At 68.0% G+C, this 21,439-nt stretch carries 13 protein-coding genes and 1 pseudogene; 7 read left to right on the top strand and 7 right to left on the bottom strand.

Annotation, left to right across the window (positions count from 1 at the left end; all coding sequences use genetic code 11):
* Nucleotides 1–34: 34 nt before the first annotated feature.
* Nucleotides 35–4,927 carry an alpha-2-macroglobulin gene (locus tag RUU78_RS02430; RefSeq protein WP_313913374.1) on the top strand — a complete coding sequence of 1,631 codons (4,893 nt, stop codon included), beginning with the start codon at nucleotides 35–37 and terminating at the stop codon, nucleotides 4,925–4,927.
* Between the two features lie 317 nt (nucleotides 4,928–5,244).
* A complete protein-coding gene (gene pbpC / locus RUU78_RS02425) occupies nucleotides 5,245–7,566 on the top strand; it encodes a penicillin-binding protein 1C (RefSeq protein WP_313913373.1) in 2,322 nt (773 codons plus the stop codon).
* Between the two features lie 63 nt (nucleotides 7,567–7,629).
* Here the strand turns inward: pbpC and RUU78_RS02420 are convergent, their stop codons facing one another.
* The 4 genes from RUU78_RS02420 to RUU78_RS02405 all read right to left on the bottom strand — a co-directional run bounded on the left by RUU78_RS02420 (nucleotide 7,630) and on the right by RUU78_RS02405 (nucleotide 10,711).
* Entirely contained in the window at nucleotides 7,630–8,109 is a 480-nt protein-coding gene (locus tag RUU78_RS02420) for a hypothetical protein (RefSeq protein ID WP_313913302.1), read from the bottom strand.
* A 204-nt stretch (nucleotides 8,110–8,313) separates the two neighbouring features.
* A complete protein-coding gene (locus tag RUU78_RS02415) occupies nucleotides 8,314–8,628 on the bottom strand; it encodes a DUF6587 family protein (RefSeq protein WP_313913300.1) in 315 nt (104 codons plus the stop codon).
* Nucleotides 8,625–10,466 (bottom strand): ferrous iron transport protein B, encoded by a 1,842-nt coding sequence (gene feoB / locus RUU78_RS02410; protein WP_313913298.1) that lies wholly within the window; start codon nucleotides 10,464–10,466, stop codon nucleotides 8,625–8,627. Before feoB ends, RUU78_RS02415 begins: the two co-directional genes overlap by 4 nt.
* On the bottom strand, nucleotides 10,463–10,711 hold the full coding sequence (locus RUU78_RS02405) for a FeoA family protein (RefSeq protein ID WP_313913297.1): 249 nt from the start codon (nucleotides 10,709–10,711) through the stop codon (nucleotides 10,463–10,465). Before RUU78_RS02405 ends, feoB begins: the two co-directional genes overlap by 4 nt.
* Nucleotides 10,712–10,944: 233 nt before the next feature.
* Between RUU78_RS02405 and RUU78_RS02400 the strand changes: the two genes are divergently transcribed.
* The 5 genes from RUU78_RS02400 to RUU78_RS02380 all read left to right on the top strand — a co-directional run bounded on the left by RUU78_RS02400 (nucleotide 10,945) and on the right by RUU78_RS02380 (nucleotide 15,792).
* On the top strand, nucleotides 10,945–11,739 hold the full coding sequence (locus RUU78_RS02400) for an enoyl-CoA hydratase-related protein (RefSeq protein WP_313913295.1): 795 nt from the start codon (nucleotides 10,945–10,947) through the stop codon (nucleotides 11,737–11,739).
* 1 nt (nucleotide 11,740) lies between these two features.
* A complete protein-coding gene (locus tag RUU78_RS02395) occupies nucleotides 11,741–12,130 on the top strand; it encodes a VOC family protein (RefSeq protein ID WP_313913293.1) in 390 nt (129 codons plus the stop codon).
* Between the two features lie 97 nt (nucleotides 12,131–12,227).
* Nucleotides 12,228–14,237 carry an acetyl/propionyl/methylcrotonyl-CoA carboxylase subunit alpha gene (locus RUU78_RS02390; protein WP_313913371.1) on the top strand — a complete coding sequence of 670 codons (2,010 nt, stop codon included), beginning with the start codon at nucleotides 12,228–12,230 and terminating at the stop codon, nucleotides 14,235–14,237.
* On the top strand, nucleotides 14,237–14,905 hold the full coding sequence (locus RUU78_RS02385) for a hypothetical protein (protein WP_313913291.1): 669 nt from the start codon (nucleotides 14,237–14,239) through the stop codon (nucleotides 14,903–14,905). The genes RUU78_RS02390 and RUU78_RS02385 overlap by 1 nt, the downstream gene beginning before the upstream one ends.
* Complete coding sequence (locus RUU78_RS02380) at nucleotides 14,902–15,792, top strand: hydroxymethylglutaryl-CoA lyase (protein ID WP_313913289.1); 891 nt, start codon at nucleotides 14,902–14,904, stop codon at nucleotides 15,790–15,792. Before RUU78_RS02385 ends, RUU78_RS02380 begins: the two co-directional genes overlap by 4 nt.
* Before the next feature lie 142 nt (nucleotides 15,793–15,934).
* Here the strand turns inward: RUU78_RS02380 and RUU78_RS02375 are convergent, their stop codons facing one another.
* The 3 genes and pseudogenes from RUU78_RS02375 to RUU78_RS02365 all read right to left on the bottom strand — a co-directional run bounded on the left by RUU78_RS02375 (nucleotide 15,935) and on the right by RUU78_RS02365 (nucleotide 21,244).
* Nucleotides 15,935–16,381 (bottom strand): response regulator, encoded by a 447-nt coding sequence (locus tag RUU78_RS02375; RefSeq protein ID WP_313913287.1) that lies wholly within the window; start codon nucleotides 16,379–16,381, stop codon nucleotides 15,935–15,937.
* On the bottom strand, nucleotides 16,378–19,077 hold the full coding sequence (locus RUU78_RS02370) for a CHASE domain-containing protein (RefSeq protein WP_313913285.1): 2,700 nt from the start codon (nucleotides 19,075–19,077) through the stop codon (nucleotides 16,378–16,380). The genes RUU78_RS02375 and RUU78_RS02370 overlap by 4 nt, the downstream gene beginning before the upstream one ends.
* Nucleotides 19,070–21,244, bottom strand: a pseudogene (locus RUU78_RS02365) (EAL domain-containing protein). Before RUU78_RS02365 ends, RUU78_RS02370 begins: the two are co-directional and overlap by 8 nt.
* Nucleotides 21,245–21,439: the final 195 nt, after the last annotated feature.

Below are 21,439 nucleotides of genomic sequence, written 5' to 3'. Positions count from 1 at the left end.
CTCGTCGCGTTCGTACCGGGTCTGGCGCGGCGCGCTGCTTGCGCTCTGCCTCTGCACGCTCGCCGCCTGCGACCGTTCCGAACCGCGTCTGCCGCAAGCCCAGGGTACGCCGGTCGCCAGGCCCGCCGATGCGGCGACCGCGACCGGCGGAGCCTTCGCGCTCACCGCGGCGCATGCGCAGCAGTACCAGGGGCAGCTCGCGCTGGTGCTGGAATTCAGCCAGCCGCTGGTCGGCGCGCAGAGCTTCGATGACCTGCTTGCGGTCAAGGATGCGAAAGGCGCCGCAGTCAGCGGCAGCTGGGCGCTGGACGAGGACGGCAAGACCCTGCGCTTTCCCTATGTGCAGGCAAACCTGACGTACAGCGTGACGCTGAAGGGCGCTCTCGCCGCCGTCGACGGCAGCACCTTGGCCAGCGACGCGACGCGCGAGGTCTTCACCGGACCGCTGGAACCCGCCGTCGGCTTCGCCTCGCAGGGCAGCGTGCTGCCGGCACGAGAGACGCGCGGCATTCCGGTCGTATCGGTCAACGTGCGCGAGGTCGATGTCGAATTCCTGCGCGTGCGCGACAAGGAGCTGTCCACCTTCTTCGCCGGCTACCAGAGCAACGAACGCCGCTCGAGCTACGACCTCGACGCCGAAAGCGGCTGGTGGGGCCGCAAGGGTGCGCCGGTCACACGCATCGCCGACTCGGTCTATGCCAACCGCTTCGTGCTCGGCGGCAAGGAAAACGAGCGCACGCTGACCTACCTGCCGATCCAGAACCTGCCGGAACTCTCAAAGCCCGGCCTCTACTTCGCCGCGATGAAGCGCGCCGGCAGCTTCCAGGGCGAATGGGAAACCAGCTTCTTCTTCGTCAGCGACATCGGCCTGCATACGCGCGCCTACCGCGAACAGCTGTTCGTGCATGCGGCGTCGCTCAAGTCCGGCGACGCGCTGGCCAAGGTCGAACTGTCGATTCTCGATGCCAAGGGCGAGTCCGTGCTGACCGCGCAGACCGACGCCGACGGCAACGCGCTGCTGAACTACACGCTGACCGCCAATCAGGTTCTGGTCGCGCGCAGTGGCGAGGACGTCTCGCTGCTGCCGTTCAACCAGCCCGCGCTGGACCTGTCCGACTTCGCCGTCGCCGGGCGCCGCCAGGAATGGTTCGACGTGTTCGCGTGGTCGGGCCGTGACCTGTACCGGCCGGGCGAAACCCTGCGTGTCTCCGCGCTGCTGCGCGACAGCGACGGCAAGCCGATTCCGCCGCAGCCGGTGTTCCTGACGCTCAAGCAGCCCGATGGCCGCCCCTGGAGCCAGGCCAAGCTGGAACCGCGCGAACTGGGCTATCTGGAATGGACGCAGGAACTGCCGGCCGACGCGCCGACCGGACGCTGGCAGATCGAGTTCCGTCTCGACCCCGCGGCGAAAGAGGCCAACCAGGCGCTGAGCCTGCGCGTCGAGGAATTCCTGCCTGAGCGCCTCAAGCTCGATCTCACGGCCGGCCAGGTGCGCCTGAAACCCGGCGAAAAACTCGCGCTCGACGTACAGGGCGACTACCTCTACGGCGCGCCGGCCGCGGGCAATCGCTTCACCGCGCGCCTGACCGTCGTCAACGATGCGCATCCGCTCGAGGCACGCAAGGATTTCTTCTTCGGCGACCCGACGCTGGAGCTACCCAAGGAAGCGCGCGACGTCGTCGACGAAGCGCTCGACGAGCGCGGCAAGCTCGCCACACAGCTCGACATCCTCGGCGATATCAAGGCGCAGGCGCCGGTTGCCGCCGTCGTGTCCGGCAGCGTCTACGAAAGCGGCGGGCGCAGCGTCACGCGCACGCTCAAGCGCACCGTGTGGCCGGCCGATGCGCTGGTCGGCGTGCGGCCGCTGTTCGATCCCAAGGACGGCGCCGCAGCCAACGGGCGCGTCGGCTTCGAGCTGATCCGCGCCAACGGCGATGGCGAACTGCTCGCGGCTCAGGGACTCAAGCTCAGCCTCGTGCGCGAGAATCGCAACTACCACTGGAGCTACGACAAGAGCAGCGGCTGGCGCTTCGATTTCACGCGCAGCTTCGACACGGTCGAGAGCCGCGACATCGCGACCACGGCCGGCCAGGCGGTCAAGTTCGACGTGCCCGTGGAATGGGGCGGCTACCGCATCGAAGTGCTCGACCCGGCCACCGGCCTGACCCTGCGCTATCCGTTCACCGCCGGCTGGAGCTGGGACGACGAGAACCGTGGCAAGGAAGCGCGACCGGACAAGATCAAGCTCGCGCTGGACAAGGAACACTACCGTGCCGGCGACACGCTGAAAGTGACCGTGACCGCGCCGCAGGCCGGCGCTGGCCTGCTGCTTGTCGAAAGCGACAAGTTGCTTTATACGCGTCGTATCGAGGTGAACGGTGCGACCACGTTCGAGATTCCGGTCACCACCGACTGGGAGCGCCACGACGTCTACATCAGCGCGCTGGTGCTGCGCGGCGGCTCGGCCACGAGCAAGGTCACGCCGGCGCGCGCGGTCGGCGTGGCGCATGTGTCTATGGATCGCGCGGAACGCAAGATCGCGGTGGAGATCGTGGCGCCGAAACTGATGAAGCCGGAACTGCCGCTGCCGGTCGAGATCAGGGCGCCGGCGCTCGCCGGCAAGAGCGCCTTCGTGACCGTCTCGGCCGTCGACGTCGGCATCCTCAACATCACGCGCTTCGCGCGGCCCGACGCAAACGCCTGGTTCTTCGGCCAGCGCCGCCTCGGCATCGACGCCTACGATCTCTACGGCCGCCTGATCGAAAGTTTCGACGGTGCACTGGCCAAACTGCGCTACGGCGGCGACATGGCCGCTGCGGCGCTGCCGCAGGCGCGCCGGCCCACCGCGAAGGTGCAGACCGTCGACCTGTTCTCCGGCGCGGTCAGGCTCGATGCGCAGGGCAACGCAAAGCTTGAATTGCCGGTACCGGATTTCAACGGCACCCTGCGGGTGACCGGCATCGTCTTCGGTGACGACCGCTACGGCGGCAGCGACGCGGAAACCGTCGTGCGCGCGCCACTCGTGGCCGAGGTGTCGACGCCGCGCGTGCTCGCACCGGGCGACAGCGCGAGCCTCACGCTGGATCTCAGCAATTTCTCCGGCGCGCAGCGTGAATTCCGCGTGCGTCTCGAAGCCGACCCGCCGCTGCGCATCGCCGATGCGGTACGCACGCAGACGCTGGCAGACGGCGCCAAGAAGACGCTGCAGTTCAGTCTCAGTGCCGACGAAGGCATGGGCGTGGGCAAGTTCCGCGTTTTCGCCGAAGCCGGCGAGCTGCGCCTGCAGCGCCATTTCGAGATCGCCGTGCGGCCGGCCTGGCCGGCCGTGCTGCGCTCTGCGCCGCAGGTGCTGCAGCCAGGTGCCGGCCTCGGCCTGGGCAGCGGCGCGATGGAAGGGCTGATCGCCGACTCGGTGACCGCGAGCTTGAGCGTCAGCGCGCTGCCGCCGCTGCCGTTCGCCAGCTCCGTGCGCGGCCTGCTCGGCTATCCCTACGGCTGCATCGAGCAGACCACGAGCCGCGGCTACGGCGTGCTCGTGCTCGACGCGAACAATGCGAAGAACCTCGGCATCACGCCGCTGCCCGACGACGCGCGCCAGCGCCTGATCGCCAACGCGATCAGCCGCATCTCGGCGATGCAGGTGCCGTCCGGGCATTTCTCGATGTGGGGCGACGACGGCTCGGTCGACACGATGATCACGCCCTACGTCACCGAGTTCCTGCTCGACGCGCGCGAGGCCGGCTTCGCCGTGCCCGAAGGCATGCTGCAGAACGCGCTGAAACGTCTCAACGACGATCTGCTGTCCGGCGGTCATCCGTACTACGCCTATGACAACGCCGAACACCTGCGCTTTGCCGACCAGGCCTGGTCGGCTTACATACTCGCGCGCGTGCAGCGTGCACCGCTCGGCACGCTGCGGACGCTGTTCGACAACGAGCGCGGCAAGTCGATCACGGCTCTGCCGCTGGTGCATCTGGGCATCGCGCTGAGCCTGCGCGGCGATGTGGCGCGCGGCCAACAGGCGCTGGCCGAGGCGTTCGCGAAGAAAGTCGAGCGGCCGCGCTGGCTCGGCGACTACGGTTCGGATCTGCGCGACGCCGCGCTCATGGTCGCGCTGACGCATCGTGCCGGCCTCAACAAACCCGAATACGACGAGAGCGTGATCGCGCTGGGCCGCGAGCTGGTCGCTCGCAAGTCCGGCGACCGCATCCAGTGGCTCAGCACGCAGGAGCAAAGCGCGATCGCGCGTCTCGGCAAGGCGCTGATCGCCAAGGGTGACGCCAAGGTCGGCGGCACGTTGAGCCTGGGCGGCAGTAGCGAAGTCGTTCAGCCCGCGCCGATCTGGAGCCGCAGCTTCGACGCCGCCGCGCTGCGCGCCGGCGTGCGCTTCGTGCCCGAGAGCACGGCGCCGCTGTACGTCAGCGAAGACGTCGCCGGCATTCCGAAGACCGCCCCGGCCGCCGACGACAGCGTGATCATGATCCGGCGCCAGTGGTATGCGCTCGACGGCAGCGCCTGGGACGGCGGCGAACTCAAGGAAGGCGAAGGCCTCATCGTCGGGATCAGCATCGAAGCCAAGGAAGCGATACGCGACGCGCTGCTGATCGACCTGCTGCCCGGCGGCCTGGAAATCGAGAACTTCAACCTGACCGACGCGAAGCAGTGGGCCGACGTCGTCGTCGACGGCGTGCAGATCGCCGAACGCGCCTATGCCGCCGACGTCAAGCACGAGGAATTCCGCGACGACCGCTACGTGGCCGCGCTGAACCTCATGCAGGGCCAGAAGGCGCACGTGTTCTACCTCGTGCGCGCGGTATCGCCGGGCAGCTACGTGGTGCCGCCGACGACAGTCGAGGACATGTACCGCCCGCAGATCCGCGGCGTCGCGCGCAGCGTACCGGCGCGGGTTACCGTGGTTCAGCCGTAAGCGACCGACTGCGCCTGATAGCAAGCGAGATGCATCGAGGCCGCCGAACACCATCCCCACCCAACCCTCCCCTTGAAGGGGAGGGCTTTTCTTCGCCAGATTGCACTAGTCGCTCAGGTTCTGCATTGAAGCTGGCCTTGTACAAGGTTGTCGCGAATCTCTTGAAGCCCTCCCCTTCAAGGGGGTTGGAGCCGGCGGTTCAGAACCGACAGGTTCTCACCGGCTTCAACGCCCAACGGGCCGGAGGGTTGGGTGGGGATGGTGTAGCTCCTCCGCTCCCGCAAAACGGAAGGGAAAAGCGGCGCCAAACCCGCTGGCTGCGCCGCATCACAATTTCCACACTGCTGCTGGCCGCTCTAGCGCTCATCCTCGACCGCCTGTTCCCCCTGCCCCTACCCGCCGACGACAGCGGCAGCACCGTCGTGCTCGCGCGCGACGGCACGCCCCTGCGCGCGTTTCCCGACGCCGACGGCATCTGGCGCTATCCGGTCACGACCGCACAGGTGTCGCCGCTGTATCTCGACGCGCTGCTGACCTACGAAGACCGCTGGTTCCACCGCCATCCCGGCGTCAATCCGCTCGCGCTCGCACGCGCCGCGGTCCAGCGCGTATGGCATGGCCGCACCGTGTCCGGAGGGTCGACCCTGACCATGCAGGTCGCGCGCATCCTCGATCCGCATTCGCGCAGCGCGCTGGGCAAGCTCAAGCAGATCCTGCGCGCGCTGCAGCTCGAAGCGCATCTGAGCAAGGACGAGATCCTGACGCTGTATCTCAACCACGCGCCGTTCGGCGGCACGATACAGGGCGTCGAAGCCGCGTCCTGGGCCTATCTCGGCAAATCGGCGCAGCGCCTGAGCCACGCCGAAGCGGCGCTGCTCGCCGTGCTGCCGCAGGCGCCGAGCCGGCTGCGCCCGGACCGCCATCCCGCACTGGCGCAGCGCTACCGCGACAAGCTGCTCGATCGCATGCACGCGCTGCAGCGCTGGGACACGGCCACGGTGCGCGACGCGCAGCACGAAAGCGTCGCCGCACGCACGCTCGATCCGCCGCTCGACGCCGCCCTGCTCGCCCAGCGCCTGCGCTCGGCATTGCCGCGCGAACGCAGCATCCGCTCGAGCATCGACCGCGAACTGCAGGCGGCGATGGAAGCGCGCGTGACCAGCTATCTCGCACGCCTGCCCGAACGCACCTCGGCCGCGCTGCTGCTTGTGGACAATTCCACCTTGCAGGCTCTCGCCTACGTCGGTTCCGGCGCGTTCGCCGATCCGCAGCGCCTCGGCCACGTCGACATGGTGCGCGCGCCGCGTTCGCCGGGTTCGACGCTGAAACCGTTTCTCTATGGCCTCGCACTGGACGATGGGCTGATCCATTCCGAGAGCCTGCTCGTCGACGCACCACAGTCCTTCGGCGGCTATCGCCCGGGCAATTTCGACATGGCGTTCAATGGCCCGGTTTCCGCTGCCGACGCGCTGCGTCTGTCGCTGAACGTACCCGCGGTGGACCTGCTCGACCGCGTCGGGCCCGCGCGCTTCGCCGCGCGGCTGGCCAATGCGGGACTGGAACTGCAATGGCCGCGCGGCGCGAGTCCGAACCTGTCGCTGATCCTCGGCGGCACCGGTGCGACGCTGCAGGATCTCGTCGGCGCCTACGCCGCGCTCAATCGCGAAGGCCTCGCCGGCACCGTGCGCCTGCGCGAACAGGAGCCGCTGACCGAACGCCGCCTGCTGAGCCCAGGCGCAGCCTTCATCGTGCGCAGCATGCTCGAAGCCAACCTGCGACCGGGACAGAGCCGCGACACCTTCGACCCGGGACGGCGCGCGCGTCTGGCCTGGAAGACCGGCACGTCGTACGGTTTTCGCGACGCCTGGGCGCTGGGCACGACGCGGCGCTATACGCTAGGCGTCTGGGTCGGCCGGCCCGATGGCACGCCGGTGCCGGGCCAGTACGGCGCCGTCACGGCTCTGCCGTTGCTGTTCCAGGCCGTCGACAGCCTGCCGCGCGCGCCGGAAGACGCCGCGTCGACGGCGGCTCCGTCCACAGTGGCAGAAGTGGACATCTGCTGGCCGCTCGGCACCGCTTTCGAGCCCGAACAGCCGCAGCTGTGCCAGGAAAAGCGCAAGGCGTGGACCCTTGCCGGCGCGATCCCGCCGACCCTGCCCGAACGCGAAGCCACCGCGTGGCACGACGCACGCCTGCGCCTGCGCGTCGATGCGCGCAGCGGGCAGCGCCTCAGCGGCGGCTGTCATGCGGACAGCGAACGTGAAACCGTGCTCGCGCGCTGGCCCGCGCTCGCGCAGCCGTGGCTCAGTGCCTGGCAGCGCAAAGCCTCGCGATTGCCGCCGCTCAAAGGCGGCTGCGCCGACGACGGCCTCGACGGCAACGCCAACCTGCAGATCGCCGGCGTCGCGGCCGGCAGCAGCCTCGTACGTGCGCCGGGCAGCACGCATCCGCCGCATTTGTCCCTGCGCGCACTCGGCGCCCACGGCACGGTGCAATGGCTCGTCAACGGTCGCATCAAGGCCGCACTCGATGCGGCGCGCCCGTTCGAACACGACTTCGACGAACCCGGCACGCAGTCGATCACGGCGATGACGGCTTCGGGGAACTTTGCACAGGTGGAGATTCAGGTGTTGCGCTGACGTCGATCGCGCACCGCAAACAGCCCTGAGGCGATAGCACCCGAGAGCATCGGCGAACCATGACTACGCGGAAATCGGGGTACTGACCTCAGCGCAGCACGTTGGACACGTCTCAGCACACGCTGTGTCGGCTTCAGGTTCCCGATACGCATAGACAGTGATGCGCAGGTCCACGCCTAACGCGGCAACGCGGCTTACCCGAGCGGCGTCGATCACTGCAGCGAATGGTGCCGCATCGCGGCCGCCCTCGAAACCGTAGTCGAACACGCGCGAATCGCAGCCGCTCCATAGCGCTTGAAGTACCGGAGGCAAGGACTCGACGAGCGCAAGAAAATGGTCCGTGCAGCGCTGCGGGTCACATTCGAGCTGGCCATCGGTAAGCGCCTCTATTGCGAGCCGGAATCGCGGCGGTTCCGTCTCGGTCGCACCACACTGCAGCACGAACGTGCGACGGCCGAAATGCTGAGCCAGCGGCGCAAGGTCCTCGCTCGATTCGAGCTCGACGTCCAGATTGATGAAGCTCGCGCGAATCGAGGTCGTCATTGGGGCGGATCCGCGGCGGAGGAATGTATGCGCAACGGCGCGCCGGCGCTGCTCGGCATTCCTCCGCATCTCGCAAGACACAGCATGCTACATCTGACACAGCAACGTTGTCGCCGCGCCATACGCCGCGCGAGTGCACCGTCTCGGAACGGCTGCGTCACGAGCTTGGTGACCATCAGCGCAGGCGTGACTGATCTCGGAGGGCTACGCGCGCCGAAGGGGCTTGGGTTCGGCAAGAACTCGCGTCGGTATGACCGGGTCGGTCGTCGCGCAGGCGCCGCAGGACGAACAGCCACCCGACGTCGCGCAGCCACTGCCGACGCTCGCCGGAATCCGCGCACGCAAACGCGACCCGGTGCGTCGCACCCACGACGGCATGCGCGCCGATTCGAGCCCATCGGCGATCCGCGCCAGCGCCCTGCCCCAGACCGACGGCAGGTATTTGCGCAGCACGCTGATCGCCGCGGTCGCGACGATCGCGCCGACGATGACGTATTGCACGGCGAGCGAGGCGGTCATCCGCTTAGCGCCCGGGTGACCTGGAAGGTGATGAACGAGGCGACGTAGGCGAGCCCGAACAGATAGCCCGCGGCGATCCACACATTGCGCCAGGAATTCGTCTCGCGCCGGATCACGGCCAGCGTCGACAGGCATTGCGGTGCGAAGATGAACCACACCAGCAGCGACAGCGCGGTCGCGAGCGGCCATTGCACAGCGATCAGCGGGCCTAGCGCGGCGGCGACGCTTTCGTCGGAACCCGACAGCGCATACACCGTGCCGAGCGCCGACACCGCGACTTCGCGCGCGGCGAGCCCCGGAATCAGCGCGATGCTGATCTGCCAGTTGAAGCCGATCGGCGCGAACACGACTTCGAGCCAGCGGCCGATGCGGCCTGCGAAGCTGTAGTCGATCGCCGGTCCGGTCGCACCTTCCGGCGGCGCCGGATAGCTCGACAGGAACCACAGCAGGATCGTCAGCGCGAGAATGATGCCGCCGACGCGCCGGATGAAGATCCAGCCGCGCTCCCACAGGCCGATCGCGAGATCGCGCGGATGCGGCCAGCGGTACGAGGGCAGTTCCAGCATCAGCGCGTGCTCGCTGCGGTCGCGGCGCAGGCGCTTCATGACGAAGGCAACACCGAGCGCGCTCACGATGCCCGCCACATACAGCGCGAACAGCACGATGCCCTGAAGGTTGAACAGGCCGGCGACCGTACGCTGCGGGATGAACGCGGCGATCAGCAGCGTATACACCGGCAGTCGCGCCGAGCAGGTCATCAGCGGCGCGACCATGATCGTGGTCAGGCGGTCGCGCGGATCCTGGATGCTGCGCGTGGCCATGATGCCGGGGATCGCGCAGGCGAAGCTCGACAGCAGCGGAATGAAGGAGCGTCCGCTCAGGCCGGCCTTGAACATCAGGCGGTCGAGCAGGAAGGCCGCGCGCGGCAGATAACCGGATTCCTCGAGCGCGAGGATGAACAGAAACAGGATCAGGATCTGCGGCAGGAACACGAGCACGCCGCCGATGCCGGCGAACACGCCGTCGTTGAGCAGGCTGCGCAGCGGGCCATCGGGCAAGGTCGCCACGCTCCACTCGCCGAGCAGCTTGATGCCGCCTTCGATGCCCTCCATCAGCGGCTCGGCCCAGGAGAACACGCTCTGGAAGATCAGGAACATCAGGCCAGCGAGCAGCACGAGTCCGCCGAACGGATGCAGCGCGACGCGATCGATTGCATCGTCGGTGGCCGCCGTGCGCGTCGGCATGCTGACCGCGGCACTGAGCACGAGTCGCACTTCCGCGTGCAGATCGGCATCGCCGGCGCTGGTTACGGCCGGCAGCGGCACAGCGAGGTCGAGGCGTTCGACCAGCGCCTTGGCGCCGGCACGCCTGACCGCGACGGTTTCGATGACGGGAATGCCGAGTTCGCGTTCGAGTGCCGCGATATCGATGCGGATGCCACGCCGCGCGGCGGCATCCATCATGTTCAGCGCCAGCACGACGGGCAGGCCAAGACGGCGCACTTCGAGCACGAAACGCAGGTGCAGGCGCAGGTTGGTCGCGTCGGCGACGCAGACCAGCAGGTCGGGCCGCGTTTCGCCCGCGGCGATGCCGAGACAGACGTCACGCGTGATTGCCTCGTCCGGACTCGCCGCGTCGAGGCTGTAGGCGCCCGGCAGGTCGAGCAGATCGACCACACGTCCCGAAGGCGCCGTATAGCGGCCTTGCTTGCGCTCGACCGTGACACCGGCGTAGTTGGCGACCTTCTGGCGGCTGCCGGTCAGCAGATTGAACAACGCGGTCTTGCCGCAGTTGGGGTTGCCGACCAGGGCGATGCGCAGTGCCGCGTCCGTACTCATGCGCTCGCTCCTTCGGACTGCAGCCAGACGCGGGCCGCCTCGCTGCGCCGCAGCGCGAACCGCGTGAAACCGATCTGAACCAGCAACGGGTCGGCGCCTACCGGCCCGCGCGTGACCAGCTTGACCGGCTCACCGGCGACGAAACCCAGGTCACGCAGGCGCCGGGCGATGGGATCGGCGCTGCCGACATCCTCGACCTCGCGCACGACGGCCGTGTTGCCCGGAAGCAGTTCGGAAAGTCGCACAGGCAGATACGCACTGAATAAGAATGGTTCGCGATTATATCCGGATCCGTCCGCCTGCGGGGCTTCGACGTTTGCCGCGCGCCCCCCCCCCCGCCGGCGAAACGGGACGGCTGCGCCGACATCTCCCCCTCGAAACCATACGCCTGCAGATGTCCGGACCTGGAACCCGGCCTATTCCCTTTGACGCCGCTATGATCCGGCTTTCGCTGCTGGAAACCCGGAGGGAGGGATCCATGACCGCATCCGTAGCACTGGCCGTCCGTGGCGCCGTCGCCGAGGTTCGCCTGAACCGTCCCGGCGTGCACAACGCGTTCGACGAGAGCCTAATCGCCGAACTGACGACGACGCTGCAGCAGCTGGACGCCGACGCGACCATCCGCGCCGTCGTGCTGACCGGCGAAGGCGCCTCGTTCTCCGCCGGCGCGGATCTGAACTGGATGCGCTCGATGGCGCAGGCCAGCGAGGCCGACAACCGCGCCGACTCCCTCAAGCTCGCTGCGCTGATGCGCACGCTGAATTACCTGTCCAAGCCCACCCTTGCCCGCGTCAATGGCGCGGCCTACGGCGGCGGCGTCGGCCTCGTCGCCTGTTGCGACATCGCGATCGGTGTGGACACGGCGAAGTTCTCGTTGTCGGAAGTGAAGCTCGGCCTGGTGCCGGCGGTGATATCGCCGTATGTGGTCGCCGCGATCGGCGCGCGCCAGGCGCGCCGGCTGTTCATCAGCGGCGAAGTCTTCGGTGCCGCCGACGCCCAGCGCATCGGCCTGCTGCACGAAGCCGTCCCCGCCGACCAACTCGACGCCGCCATCGACCGCAGCCTGCACTGGCTGGGCAAGGGCGGCCCGCTCGCCCAGACCGAAGCCAAGCGCCTGGCCCTGGCCATGGCCGGCATGAGCGACGGCCAGCAGCGCACGCTCGACGAGCACAACGCCGCACTGATCGCGCGCCTGCGCGTGTCGGCCGAAGGCCAGCATGGACTGGGTGCATTTCTCGACAAACGTGCGCCTGATTGGGCGAAGGAGAGCTGACATGATCGACCACCTCGGTTTCACCGTCTCCGATTTCGACCGCAGTCTCGCGTTCTACAAGACCGTGCTCGCGCCGCTGGGGCATGGACTCGTCATGGAAGTCACGCCGGAGATGACCGGCAACGGTTCGCGCCATGCGGGCTTCGGCACGGGCAAGCCGGATTTCTGGATCGGCACCGGTGGCGAGGCGACGCGCAATGGGCTGCATGTCGCGCTGGCGGCGGAAAACCGCGCGGCCGTGGATGCGTTCTACGCCGCGGCGATCGCCGCCGGCGCGAAGGACAACGGCCCGCCCGGCATTCGCGCGATGTATCACCCGAACTACTACGGCGCGTTCGTCATCGATCCGGACGGCCACAATCTCGAAGCGGTCTGCCACAAGCCCGAGTGAGCGACGGGCGGCGACCGTCCGCGACAAGACACCCCAGCAGGCCGGCCGTGACGGCCGGCGCCGATGCCAAACAACCGGAAGGCACACGATGCAAGGACTGTTTTCGAAGGTACTCATAGCCAACCGCGGTGAAATCGCCTGTCGCGTGATCCGCACCTGCCGCCGGCTCGGCATCGCGACGGTCGCGGTGTATTCGGAAGCCGATGCGACCGCGCAGCACGTGCGACTCGCCGACGAGGCCTGGCCGATCGGCGGCTCGCGGCCGGCGGATTCCTACCTGCGCGGCGACGTGATCCTCGATGTCGCGAAGAAGAGCGGCGCACAGGCCATCCATCCGGGCTACGGCTTCCTGTCGGAGAACGCCGACTTCGCCGAGGCGGTCGAGACCGCCGGTTTGATCTTCATCGGCCCCAGCGCCGCGTCAATGCGCAAGATGGGCTCCAAGGCCGGCGCCAAGATCCTCATGCAGGAACACAAGGTGCCGGTGGTGCCGGGCTATACCGGTGAGGACCAGGATCCAGGCGTGCTCGCACGCGAAGCCGGCCGTGTCGGCTATCCGCTGATGATCAAGGCGGCCCACGGCGGCGGCGGCAAGGGCATGCGCGTCGTGCGTTCGGCGGAAGAATTCGCCGCCAGCCTCGAGTCCTGCCAGCGCGAGGCGAAAAACGCGTTCGGCCGCGACCGCGTGCTGCTCGAACGCTACGTCGAGAAGCCGAGGCACATCGAATTCCAGGTGTTCGGCGACACGCACGGCAACATCGTGCACCTCAACGAGCGCGAGTGCTCGGCGCAGCGTCGCTACCAGAAAGTGCTGGAAGAAGCGCCATCGCCGTTCGTCACGCCGGATCTGCGCGCGCGCATGGGTGATGCGGCCATCGCTGCAGCCCGCGCGATCGACTACAGCAATGCCGGCACCGTCGAGTTCATCGTGGGACAAGGCGGCGATTTCTACTTCATGGAAATCAATACACGCCTGCAGGTCGAGCATCCGGTTACCGAGCTGACCCTGAATCTCGATCTCGTCGAGCTGCAGCTGCGCGTCGCCGCCGGCGAAGCACTGCCCGGCTCGCTCGTGCGCAACAAGTCGATTCCCGCCGACGGCCATGCCATCGAGCTGCGCCTGTACGCGGAGGATCCGGCGCAGAACTTCCTGCCGGGCTCGGGCCGCCTGACCACACTGCGTCTGCCGCAGCCCTCGCGCCATGTGCGCATCGACGGCGGCGTGATCGAAGGTGACACCGTGTCGATCTTCTACGACCCGATGATCGCCAAGCTCATCGTCTGGGACAAAAACCGCGACGAAGCGCTGCAGCGCATGCGTGAAGCGCTGGCCGCCACGCAGATCGTCGGGCCGAAGTCGAACGTCGAATTCCTCGAGCGCCTCGTGCGTCATCCGGCAGTGACCGGCGCGACGATCGACACGGGCTACCTCGACCGCCATCTCGACGAATTCCTGCCGCAGAGCGCGGAACCCGTGCCCACCGCGCAATTCGCCGCAGCGGCGGCCGTGGTGCTGCTCGATCAGGAAACCGCTGCGCCGCAGCTCGCCGCGACCGGCAACGATCCGCACTCGCCGTGGGCACGCGCCGACGGCTGGCGCCTGGGCCATCCGGGCAAGCGCGTCGTCGCGCTCGTGCATGCCGGCGAACGCATCGAGATCGCCGCGCACGGCGCGGGCGGGCAGTACAGCCTCGACTGGAATGGTACCCATGCGATCGTGCGCAACGCGTTGTACGCCGACGGGCGCTTCAGCGCCGAGATCGACGGCAGCACGCGCCGTTTCAGCGCGCACATCGACGAGGCGCATGTGCTGCTGCACGACGGCCAGCAGCGCCAGGTGTTCGAGCGCGCCGCCGCGTTCGCCTACAGCGCCAGCAAGAGCGGCGGTGGCGACCGTGTCACCGCCCCCATGCCAGGCCGCGTCGTATTGACCAGGGTCCAGGCTGGCGACGCCGTCGTCGAAGGCCAGGAACTGGCCATCATGGAAGCCATGAAGATGGAAATCACCCTGCGCGCGCCGCGCGCGGGCATTGTCGCCGCGGTACAGGCCCAGGCCGGCGAATTCGTCGAAGCCGATGCCGTGCTGATCCGGCTGGAGAGCGTCTGATGCAAATCCGCACGATGAAACACCACGCAACCCGCCTGCTGTTCGCGGCTACCGCGCTGCTGCTGGGCGGCTGCGTCGAAACGCGCTTCGAGGCGCCGCTCGGAGACAACATCGAGTCCTGCGATGTGGGCTGGAAAGGACTCTGGCTCGCCGACGAGGGAAAAACCGGGGAAAGCACCGACGGCGCCTTCTACGTCGATCACGAATGTCGCTTCCATGTGCTCGACCAGACCGAGCCCGGCGCACCGCTCAAGCCCATCCATGTGCCGTTGAATTTCGTGCACGACGGTGGCAACGACTACATCGTCGTCTCCGACGTGCAGCTCAAGGGACTGGTCAAGCTGTCAGCACCGCATGCGATCGAGCCGGCACCGGAAAAATCCTTCTTCTTCGCGCGCTACCGGCTGCGCGGCGACACCCTGGATCTTCACGACGTCGACGCCGAGCGGGTGGCCAAGCTGATCCTCGACGCCAAGATCGAAGGCACGATCGACAAGACCGCGACCGAACTGCATGTCTACGTGCGGGGCAACCGCCAGCAGATGCTGGAAATCGTGCGCAAGCACGCCATATTCAATGACAAGCCCACCCGGCTGAAACGCAGCGAGCAATCGGTCGAGGCCTACGAGAAGACCCTGCTCGCGCGTCAGCGCAAGGAAACACCATGAGTCAGCCGCAGCAGGTGCGCATCGTCGAAGTCGGTCCGCGCGATGGCCTGCAGAACGAAAAGGCCATCGTGCCCACGGCGGTGAAGATCGAGCTGATCGACCGCCTCAGCGCGACCGGCCTGCGCAGCATCGAGGCGACGAGCTTCGTCAGCCCGAAGTGGATACCGCAGCTCGCCGACGCCGCCGATGTGTTCAGTGGCATCGCGCACCGGCCCGGCGTGCACTATCCCGTGCTGGTGCCGAACCTGCAGGGCTACGAGCGCGCGCGCGCGCTCGGTGCCGACGAAGTCGCGGTATTCGCCGCGGCATCCGAAGCATTCAGTCGTACGAACATCAACGCGAGCATCGACGAATCGCTCGAACGCTTCGCGCCCGTGCTCGAACGCGCCGCGGCCGACGGCGTGCGCGTGCGCGGCTACGTGTCCACGGTGCTGGGCTGTCCCTACCAGGGCGAGGTGCCGCTGTCGGACGTGGTGCGCGTCGCCACGCGCCTGCATCGCGCGGGCTGCTATGAGATCTCGCTCGGCGACACCATTGGCATCGGCACGCCGCGCAAGGCCGCGGCGATGCTCGCCGCGGTCGCCGCCGAGGTACCGATGGATGCGCTCGCGATCCATTTCCACGATACGCGCGGACAGGCGCTGGCCAATATCCTGGCCTGCCTCGAACTCGGCGTCAGTGTGGTCGATGCCGCCGTATCGGGCACCGGCGGCTGTCCCTATGCGAAAGGCGCGAGCGGCAATGTCGCGAGCGAAGACGTGGTCTACATGCTCGAAGGCATGGGCATCGCGACTGGCGTGGACCTGGCGAAGCTCGTCGAAACCGGCCATTGGCTCGCCGCCCAGCTCGGCCGGGAGACCGGCAGCAAGGTGGGGCGGGCGGCGTAGCCGCCGGGAATCGCGAATGGGGAATCAGGAATCGTGAAAGCAGCTGCGAGGCAACGCAGCGGCCGTTGCTACGAAGCCCGCCCGGCTATCGAGCGACCCTCCGCTCGAACGATTCCCGATTCTCCACTCCCGATTCCTTACCTCACGCAGGCGGCAACACCACAATCGTGAACCAGAAATTCTCGATGGTCTTGATCACCTGGATGAACTGGTCGAAGTCCACTGGCTTGGTGATGAAACAGTTCGCGTGCAGGTCGTACATGCGTACGAGGTCTTCTTCCGCGCGCGAGGTGGTCAGCACGACGACCGGAATGCGCTTGAGCGACGGGTCGGCCTTGATCTCGGCCAGCACTTCGCGGCCGTCGCGGCGCGGCAGGTTGAGATCCAGCAGGATCAGGTCGGGCCGCGGAGCGTTGGTGAAGTCGCCACGGCGATAGAGGAAGTCCAGCGCGCGCTCGCCGTCCTCGGCGACGTGCAGGCGGTTGCGCAAGTGGCCTTCGCGCAGCGCCTCGCGCGTCAGGCGCACATCGCCTTCGTTGTCTTCGACCAGCAGGATCTCGACGGCGCGGGGTTCGGCGGATTCGCTCATGCCACAGGCTCCAGGACAGGCAGGGTGAAGTGGAAGGTCGCGCCGTCACCGGGCCGGGACTCGACCCAGATGCGGCCACCGGCGCGCTCGACGATCTTCTTGCAGATCGCCAGGCCGATGCCGGTGCCAGCGTAGTGCTGTCGCGTATGCAGGCGCTGGAAGATGACGAAGATGCGCTCGGCATACTGCGGATCGAGACCGATGCCGTTGTCGCGCACCTGAAAGTGCCAGCACGCGTCTTCGCGCGCAGCGTCGATAGCAATCTCGGGCCGTCGCTCGCCGCAGAACTTCAGCGCATTGCCGATCAGGTTCTGCAGCAGCTGGGTCAACAGCAGCGGATCGACGCAGACCCGCGGCAGCGTGCCGAAGCGGATATCGGCCTGGGTTTCCGCGATGCGCGCGGCGAGGTTGCGCAACGCGGCTTCCAGGCAGTCTGCCGCGGGGACTTCGCGCGTGTGGTCGGCGCGCGCGGCGATGCGCGAATACGTGAGCAGGTCGTCGATGAGGCTCTGCATGCGCAGCGCGCCGTCGACCGCGAAGCCAATGAATTCATCGGCGTCCTGGTCGAGCTTGCCCTTGTAGCGTCGCGACAGCAGCTGCACATAGCTCGCGACCATGCGCAACGGCTCCTGCAGGTCGTGCGAGGCGACGTAGGCGAACTGTTCGAGATCCGCGTTGGAGCGCTCCAGCTCCTTGCGCTGGCTCTCCATGGTCTTTTCCGTTTCTCGCCGGCGCGTGATGTCGCGCAGGATCGCGGTGAAGTGATGCTCGCCGTCGCTTTGCCAATGGGCGATGGAGATTTCCAGCGGGAATTCGCTGCCGTCGTGGCGCAGGCCGGCCAGTTCGATCGTCTGGCCGATCACGCGCGGTTCGCCGCCGGCGAGGAAGGCGGCCATGCCGGCATCGTGCAGCGGGCGGTAGCGCTCGGGCATGAGCACGGTCAGCAGCTGCTGCTGCAGCTCGCTCGCGCCATAGCCGAAACAGCGTTCGGCCGACGGATTCACGTAGCGGATGCGCCCGTCGGCACCGGCTGCGATGATCGCGTCGTTGGCCGTGTCGGTCAGCGCCTTGAACGCCTGCTGGCTGCGCTGCAGTTCGGCCGTGCGCTGCTCGGCCAGACGTTCGGCGCGCGCGCGCAAACCGGCCAGCAGCCAGGCAATCGCAAACAGCAGCAGGCTGCAGAACAGGCCGACCAGCAGCACCGACAGCGGCGCTGACGACGCATTCGCGCGCACGAATGCCGGGGTCGCGCGCGTCACCAGGCGCCAGCGCCGGCCCGCCAGGTCCAGCGTCTGGCCGTAGACCAGACCACCCGCCGCCGCACCGTTGGCGTCGGCATACAGCAGCTGCGCCTCGTCTTCGCGCTCGCCGTCGAACAGGCGGATGTGAAGGCCGCTGCGCTGTGGCGTGCCGATCGGCTGCACCCAGTCGCGCGCACGGAATTCGAAATACCCGACGCCCAGCGCGCGACCCGGCTCCTCGTCGCGCTCGCCGATGCGCAGCGGCGCGTAGACCGCGAAGCCCGGCTCGACCTCGCCCGCGACGTCGCCGGCGACCTCAAGCTTGCCGCTGAGCGCGATCTCGTCCCGGACCAGTGCGCGTTCCACGGCCTCGCGCCGTGGCGCCTCGCTGCCGAGATCGAAGCCGATACGCCACAGATTGGCGCCACGCTGCGGTTCGAGAAAGGTCACCGGGTAATACGTTTCGCGCACGCCCTCGGGCCAGATACGGAAGCCCGGTCGCAGCCGCGCGGCCATGTCGCCTTCGAAATCGCTGCGCTGACGCGCATCCAGGCGTGGCGCATAGCCCATGCCGACGATACCGGGATAGCGCGAGGAAAGATCGATCGGGGCCCAGTAGCGGCGCCATTCGTCCACCTCGACACTGTCGGACGCGGCGAACAGCCCCTGCGCGCCGTGCAGCACGTCGAAATAGCCGCCCAGTCGCAGCTCGATCGTGGCCGCAAGCTGCTGCGCCTCGTGTTCGAATCGCTGGCGCTGCGCGCCCGCCTGCGTTTCCGCGCTGACGCGCCAGGCCATCGCGGTGGCGCCGAGCGCGATGGCGAGCACGAACAGCGCCGGCAGCAGGCTTGCGCGCGCGCCCGCGTCGCCGCCGTCGTGGCCGAGCGCGCGCTGCAGCAGCAAGGTGCTGCCACAGACGATGAGGCCTGAGCCGGTCAGTATCGACACGCTGCTGACCCCGCCCCAGCCGATGCCGGGCGTGATGCCGAGCAGCCGGCCGAGCAGGCCGAAGGTACCGAGCGAGACCGCCAGCGCCGCGAGCAGGGTGCACAGGATCTGCACGCCGGCGCGTGACGACCGCGCGCCCAGGGCGAGCGCGAGCGCCGCGGCGAGCAGGCCAGCGGCGCTGTTGCCCGGCAATGCACTCAAGCTGTTGAGATCCGCACCGAGCGTATCGCGCGCGCCGGCCAGCGTGATCACGAGCACGCCACCGCCCAGTGCGACGACCGGCAGGCTCAGCGCAATGGCCAACCCCGGCCGCCGCGCACGCTCGGCCAGCAGCGCCGCGCCGAGCAGCAGCAAGGCGGCCAGCGCCGGCCAGGTCGGCGCCCACTCGTGCAGACCCGCAAGATTCAGCGCAACCCCGGCGAACGCGCAGCCCAGCGTTGCGAGCGCGCCCGCCCACAGGAATTGGCCGCGCTGGCGCGCAGCCCGGCGGCCGGCCACGTCACTCATCGCGCGCGTCCGGCGGACGGTCGCGGACCTCGTCGCGCACCTGCTGTCGCAGGCGCTCGGCGAAACGTTCCGCCGGTTCCGGCCGACCCACGTGATAGCCCTGCATGCGGTTGCACCCCAGCGCGCGCAGCACACTCAGGTGGCGCTCGCTCTCCACGCCTTCGGCCACCACGTCGATGCCGAGGATGTGCGCCATCGCGATGATGGCGCGCACGATGACCGCATCGCGCGTGTCGGTGATCGCGTCGGTCACGAAACTGCGGTCGATCTTGAGCAGGTCGACCGGAAACGCCTTGAGATAGCTCAGCGAACTGAAGCCGGTGCCGAAATCGTCGATTGCGATGGAGATCCCGAGTTCGCGCAGTGCCGACAGCGTGGCGCGCGACTCGGGGCGCTGCATCACCGATTCGGTCAGTTCCAGCTCCAGCCGCTGCGGCAGCAGACCACTGTGCTCCAGCGCCGAGCGCACGTCGGACAGTACGTTGCTCGCGCCGAGCTGGCGCGCCGAGACGTTGATCGCGACGCTCGGCGGATCCGGCTACAGCGCCGACCAGCCCACTGCCACGCCCATCGCGCGCTCCATGACCCAGCGGCCGATCGACAGGATCAGGTCGGACTGCTCGGCCAGCGGCAGGAATTCGTCCGGCGCAAGGCGGCCGCGCTGCGGATGGTTCCAGCGCAGCAGTGCCTCGGCACTGACCACGCGGCCTTCGCCGTCGACGATGGGCTGGAAGTCGAGGTCGAGCTCGTCGCGCAGCAGCGCATGGCGCAGTTCGCGTTCGAGCGTCAGGCGCTCCTGCAAATCGCGGTTGAGCTCGGAGGAATAAAAGTCGATGCCGCTGACGCCACGCTGGCCGGCCTGGTACATCGCCGTCTCGGCGCACTTGAGCAACGCCGCCGCTTCGACCGCGTCGTTTGGTGAGAGGCTCAGGCCGATCTGCCCACCGAGGTAGAACTCGTGCTCGCCGACGCGGTAAGGCTGGCGCAGCGCATCGAGCAGTTGTTCGGCCAGCAGCGCAGCCTGGCCGATCGCGTCGCGATCGATGCAGGCCAGCGCGAACTCGGTATTGCCGGTGCAGGCCAGCAGCGTGCCTTCGGGCATGAGCCGCTGCATGCGCCCGACCGCCGCCTTGAGCGACAGATCGCCGATGTCGTGTCCGAGGCTCTGGTTGATCGCGCTCAGGCCGGTCAGGGTCACGACCAGCACCGCCACCTCGCCGCCGCGGCGGCGCAGCGACGGCAGCAGCTGACGCAGCGAGTCGATGAAGCGGCGCCGGTTCGGCAGGCCGGTCACGCTGTCGTGGCTGGCGACGAATTCGAGATGCTCCTGCACGAGCTTGCGTTCGATCGCATAGCGCAGCGCGCGCGCCAGATGCGCGCCGTCGCCACGGCCCTTGACCACGTAGTCCTGCGCGCCGAGCTGGATCGACCGGATCGCGAGGGTTTCGTCGTCGCGGCCACTGAGCACGACCAGCGGCATCGACCCAGCCGCGTGCAATACCGCGCGCAAAGTCTGCAGGCCCTGTGAGTCCGGCAAGCCCAGATCCAGCAGCACGGCCGCGTAACGTTTCTGTGCAAGCTGCGCGAGCGCGCCGGCCAGGGTGTCCGCGGTGTCGACGACATAGCGCGGCTCGGCTTCGCTGAGCAGTTCGCGCACCAGGCGCGCAGCGCCGGCCTCATCCTCGACCAGCAGCACCGGCAAAGCATCAAGGCGCGCCCCCACTCCGGCCGGCAAGGTGACGACACTGAGCCAGAAATGGCCGATGCTCTGCATCACACCGAGGAACTGGTCGAGGTCCAGCGGCTTGCGCACGTAGCAGCTCGCGAACGCGTCGTAGGCACGGCGTACGTCGGCATCGGCGCCGGACTGGGTCAGCACGACCACCGGGATGCGCGACAGGTCCGGATCGTCCCTGATGCGCTCGAGCAGCTCGCGCCCGTCGATCCCGGGCAGGTTCAGATCCAGCAGGATCAGGTCCGGCAGCGGCTGGTGCTCGTAGGCGCCGACGCGCTGCAGCATCGCCAGCGCCTGCTCGCCGTCGGTCGCAACGGTGAGCCGGTTGAGCAGCTTGGCCTGCTTGAGCATTTCCGTGGTGAGCCGCACGTCGCCGGGGTTGTCCTCGACGAGCAGGATTTCCAGCGGGCGACCGGTGATCTCCTGACCCATGGCTGTCCGTTCGCTCTGGCCCCGTGTTTACGACATACGCATCCGAAGGTACGCCGAAACAGCGGCGGTGTGTACTCGTGCAAAAAGAGCAAAGCTGTGTGTGGCCGATCATCGCGCGAAGCGCGCTGGCGGGAAACCTCAAGGATGGCCGCGATAATCACTCAGCCACGAGCGCTGTCAGTTCCGTGTGAAAAC

Origin of the sequence: Tahibacter sp., from assembly GCF_032229445.1 — a bacterium.
GTDB lineage: Bacteria > Pseudomonadota > Gammaproteobacteria > Xanthomonadales > Rhodanobacteraceae > Tahibacter.
This window is presented reverse-complemented; position numbering and strand designations above follow the sequence as displayed.